Source organism: Kitasatospora sp. NPDC059571 (genome assembly GCF_042735675.1).
Classification (GTDB): Bacteria; Actinomycetota; Actinomycetes; order Streptomycetales; family Streptomycetaceae; genus Kitasatospora.
Window position 1 is genome coordinate 1 of sequence record NZ_JBHWBW010000572.1, and the last position, 4,519, is coordinate 4,519.

The 4,519-nt window shown below is 69.5% G+C and carries 3 protein-coding genes; 1 reads left to right on the plus strand and 2 read right to left on the minus strand.

Features of this window, described 5'->3' with window-relative positions; genetic code table 11:
* Positions 1 to 37: 37 nt before the first annotated feature.
* Positions 38 to 496, minus strand: coding sequence for a peroxiredoxin (locus ACFV0G_RS35725; protein WP_380556928.1), 459 nt, complete (start codon positions 494 to 496; stop codon positions 38 to 40).
* Between the two features lie 266 nt (positions 497 to 762).
* Positions 763 to 1,200, minus strand: coding sequence for a DUF3052 domain-containing protein (locus ACFV0G_RS35730; protein ID WP_380556930.1), 438 nt, complete (start codon positions 1,198 to 1,200; stop codon positions 763 to 765).
* A gap of 524 nt (positions 1,201 to 1,724) precedes the next feature.
* On the opposite strand from ACFV0G_RS35730, the gene aceE reads away from it, so the two are divergent.
* Positions 1,725 to 4,475, plus strand: a complete 2,751-nt coding sequence (aceE, locus tag ACFV0G_RS35735) for a pyruvate dehydrogenase (acetyl-transferring), homodimeric type (RefSeq protein ID WP_380556932.1) — start codon at positions 1,725 to 1,727, stop codon at positions 4,473 to 4,475.
* Positions 4,476 to 4,519: the final 44 nt, after the last annotated feature.

Genomic DNA, 4,519 nt, shown 5'->3' on the forward strand with positions numbered 1-4,519 from the left:
CGCCCGGACAGATGTCCGGGCGCGCCGCCGCAGGGGTTCAGAGCGCGCCGAGCGCCTTCAGGTACTCCTGCTCGTCGCGGGCGTCCGGCAGGCCGTTGACGACCGACCAGCGCACCACGCCCTCCTTGTCGATCACGAAGGTGCCGCGCAGCGCGCAGCCCTTGTCCTCCTGGAAGACGCCGTAGGCGCGGGAGACCTCGCCGTGCGGCCAGAAGTCGGACAGCAGCGGGTACTCCAGGCCCTCCTGGTCACCGAAGATGCGCAGGGTGAACGGCGAGTCGTTGGAGACCGCCAGCACCTGGACGTCGTCGTTCTGCAGGCGCGGCAGCTCCTTCTGGATCGCGCACACCTCGCCGGTGCAGACCCCGGTGAAGGCGAACGGGTAGAAGACCAGGACGACGTTCTTCTCGCCGCGGAAGTCGGAGAGCTTCACCAGCTCGCCGTGCTGGTTCTTCAGCTCGAAGTCCGGAGCCTGGGTGCCGACCTCGATGGCCATGGGTTGAGACCTTCCTGTGGGCCGCTCCGGCCCCGAAGGGCGCGCCGGAGGGCGGGTGCCGCGGTCGCCGGGCGCCGCGCGGGACAGGGGCATCCTGCCACCTCGCCGGGCGGATTGGGCCGTCCGGGTGAGCCGGCGGCGCCCCGGCCCCATGGTTTCGCCCTCGGTGAACAATCGCACCGGCCGCGCCCACAAGGCTTGCGCCGGAACGGACGGGCCCCGCTGGAGGAAGCTCCCGCGGGGCCGTCCGAAGGTCGTCGCGCGAGTCAGCGCTTGCCGGAGCGTGCGGCCTTCGGCGTGGCGAGCCGGGTGCCGGCCCACTCCTTGGCGATCGCGACGGAGCTGGTCTGCGAGAGGCCGGCCGTCTTCGCGGCGTCGGCGATCTCGTGCGCCTCCACGTGGCCCTCGCGGCCCGTCTTGGGCGTCAGCAGCCAGATCAGGCCGCCCTCGGCGAGGTACTCCAGCGCGTCGACGAGGGCGTCGGTGAGATCCCCGTCCTCCTCGCGGTGCCACAGCAGAATGCCGTCGGCGACATCGTCGTAGTCCTCATCGACGAGCTCCGTGCCAGTGATCTCCTCGACGCCCTCGCGGAGCTCCTGGTCACAGTCGTCGTCGTACCCCAGCTCCTGGATGATCTGGCCGCTTTCGAAGCCGAGACGGGCTGCCGGGTTGGACTTGTCCGCGGGGTCCGCGGTCGCGCTCACGGGAATAACCTCCAGTATTCGGCTCGGCATCCATGCCGAGGCTGTGGGCGTAGTCCACACGTGCGCGGCGGTTCGCGCAAGTACCCGACACCCGATCCCACCCAAAGGTTGACGTGGAATCGGGGGACACGCCGGGTGATGTGTCGTGAATCACACCCGTTTGCCCTTTTCTGCCCGGACCGGTGATGCTTCGCGCGCCCGCGTGTCGCACCGGCGTCCCGTACGCGTGCCCGAGATGCGAACGGCGTTCGGGGTCACCCCCCGGGCGGGCGTAAAGTCTCCTGTTGGCCCTCACCCCGATCGCCCAGCCAGGGCGGTCCGGGAAACCAGGTCGGACCACCTCTTCGTAACACCACAACCGGGGATGCGCAGAACGGGCGACGACGCCCCCCGCACATCCCCCGACCGGACCGCTCACCAGGCGGAACGGTTACCGATCGGTAGAGATGACGGATCTCCGAGTCGCGGTACACGATGGAGGCGGCGCGACACACCTCAGTTTCGACCGACAGTGAAGGAACAGCGTGGCTTCCGGATCCGATCGCAACCCGATCATCATTGGCGGCCTTCCGAGTCAGGTCCCGGACTTCGATCCCGAGGAGACCGCGGAATGGCTGGAGTCGCTCGACGCGGCCATCGACGAGCGGGGGCGCGAGCGCGCCCGCTACCTGATGCTCCGCCTGATCGAGCGCGCCCGTGAGAAGCGTGTCGCCGTGCCCGAGATGCGCAGCACGGACTACGTCAACACCATCGCGACCAAGGACGAGCCGTTCTTCCCCGGCAACGAGGAGATCGAGCGCAAGATCCTCAACGCGACCCGCTGGAACGCGGCCGTGATGGTCTCCCGGGCCCAGCGCCCGGGCATCGGCGTGGGCGGCCACATCGCCACCTTCGCCTCCTCCGCGTCGCTGTACGACGTGGGCTTCAACTACTTCTTCCGCGGCAAGGACGCCGAGGGCGAGTCCGGCGACCAGATCTTCTTCCAGGGCCACGCCTCCCCCGGCATCTACGCCCGCGCGTTCCTGCTGGACCGACTGTCCGAGCAGCAGCTCGACGCGTTCCGCCAGGAGAAGTCGAAGGCCCCCTACGGCCTGTCCAGCTACCCGCACCCGCGGCTGATGCCGGACTTCTGGGAGTTCCCGACCGTCTCGATGGGCCTCGGCCCGCTCGGCGCGATCTACCAGGCCCGGATGAACCGGTACCTCGAGCACCGCGGCATCAAGGACACCTCCGACAGCCAGGTGTACGCCTTCCTCGGCGACGGCGAGATGGACGAGCCGGAGTCGCTCGGCCAGCTGTCCCTGGCCGCCCGCGAGGGCCTGGACAACCTGACCTTCGTGGTCAACTGCAACCTGCAGCGCCTCGACGGCCCGGTCCGCGGCAACGGCAAGATCATCCAGGAGCTGGAGTCGCAGTTCCGCGGCGCCGGCTGGAACGTGATCAAGCTCGTCTGGGACCGCAGCTGGGACCCGCTGCTCGCGCAGGACCGCGACGGCGTCCTGGTGAACAAGCTGAACACCACGGTCGACGGCCAGTTCCAGACGTACGCCACCGAGACCGGCGCGTACATCCGCGAGCACTTCTTCGGCGGCGACCTGCGGCTGCGGGCGATGGTCGAGAACATGACCGACCACCAGATCCAGCACCTGGGCCGCGGCGGCCACGACCACCGCAAGGTCTACGCGGCGTTCAAGGCGGCCCGCGAGCACAAGGGCCAGCCGACGGTCATCCTCGCCCAGACGGTCAAGGGCTGGACGCTCGGCCCGAACTTCGAGGGCCGCAACGCGACCCACCAGATGAAGAAGCTGACCGTCGAGGACCTCAAGCGCTTCCGCGACCGGCTGCACCTGCCGATCACCGACAAGCAGCTGGACGAGGGCTACCCGCCCTACTACCACCCGGGTCGCGACTCGGAGGAGATCCAGTACATGCACGACCGCCGCAAGGAGCTGGGCGGCTACGTGCCGACCCGCAAGGTGCGGCCGCGCAAGCTGGAGCTCCCGGGCGACGACGCGTACAAGGCGGTCAAGAAGGGTTCCGGCAACCAGACCATCGCCACCACGATGGCGTTCGTCCGAGTGCTCAAGGACCTGATGCGCGACAAGGGCATCGGCAACCGCTTCGTGCCGATCGCACCGGACGAGTACCGCACCTTCGGCATGGACTCGCTCTTCCCGTCCGCCAAGATCTACAACCCGCTCGGCCAGACCTACGAGTCGGTCGACCGCGAGCTGCTGCTGGCGTACAAGGAGTCCCCGACCGGCCAGATGCTGCACGACGGCATCTCCGAGGCGGGCTGCACCGCCTCGCTGATCGCCGCCGGTTCGTCGTACGCGACGCATGGCGAGCCGCTGATCCCGGTGTACGTCTTCTACTCGATGTTCGGGTTCCAGCGCACCGGCGACCAGTTCTGGCAGATGGCCGACCAGCTGGCCCGCGGCTTCGTGATCGGCGCCACCGCCGGCCGCACCACGCTGACCGGCGAGGGCCTGCAGCACGCCGACGGCCACTCGCAGCTGCTCGCCTCGACCAACCCGGGCGTCGTCGCGTACGACCCCGCGTACGGCTACGAGATCGCGCACATCGTGCAGGACGGTCTGCGCCGGATGTACGGCAGCAGTGCCGAGCACCCGACCGGTGAGGACGTCTTCTACTACCTCACCGTCTACAACGAGCCGATCAAGATGCCGGCCGAGCCGGAGGGCGTGGACAGCGAGGGCATCCTCAAGGGCATCTACCGGCTCAAGGGCGGCGAGGCCGGCGCGATCCCCGCGCAGATCCTCGCCTCCGGCGTGGCGGTGCCGTGGGCCCTGGAGGCCCAGCGCATCCTCGCCGCCGAGTGGAACGTCAAGGCCGACGTCTGGTCCGCGACCTCGTGGAACGAGCTGCGCCGCGACGCCATCGAGGCGGAGGAGTACAACCTGCTCCACCCGGAGGAGCCGCAGCGCGTCCCGTACGTGACGCAGAAGCTCCAGGGCGCCGAGGGCCCGTTCGTCGCCGTGTCCGACTGGATGCGCGCGGTGCCGGACCAGATCTCGCGCTGGGTGCCGGGCACCTGGCAGTCGCTGGGTGCCGACGGCTTCGGCTTCGCCGACACCCGCGGTGCGGCCCGCCGGTTCTTCCACATCGACGCGCAGTCGATCGTCCTCGGCGTGCTCACCGAGCTCGCCAAGCAGGGCAAGATCGAGCGCAGCGTGCTGAAGGACGCGATCGACCGCTACCAGCTGCTGGACGTGGCGGCGGCGGACCCGGGCGCGGCCGGCGGCGACGCCTGACCCGTGTCATGAGACGGCCGAGGGCCGGGCACCCCCGCGGGGGC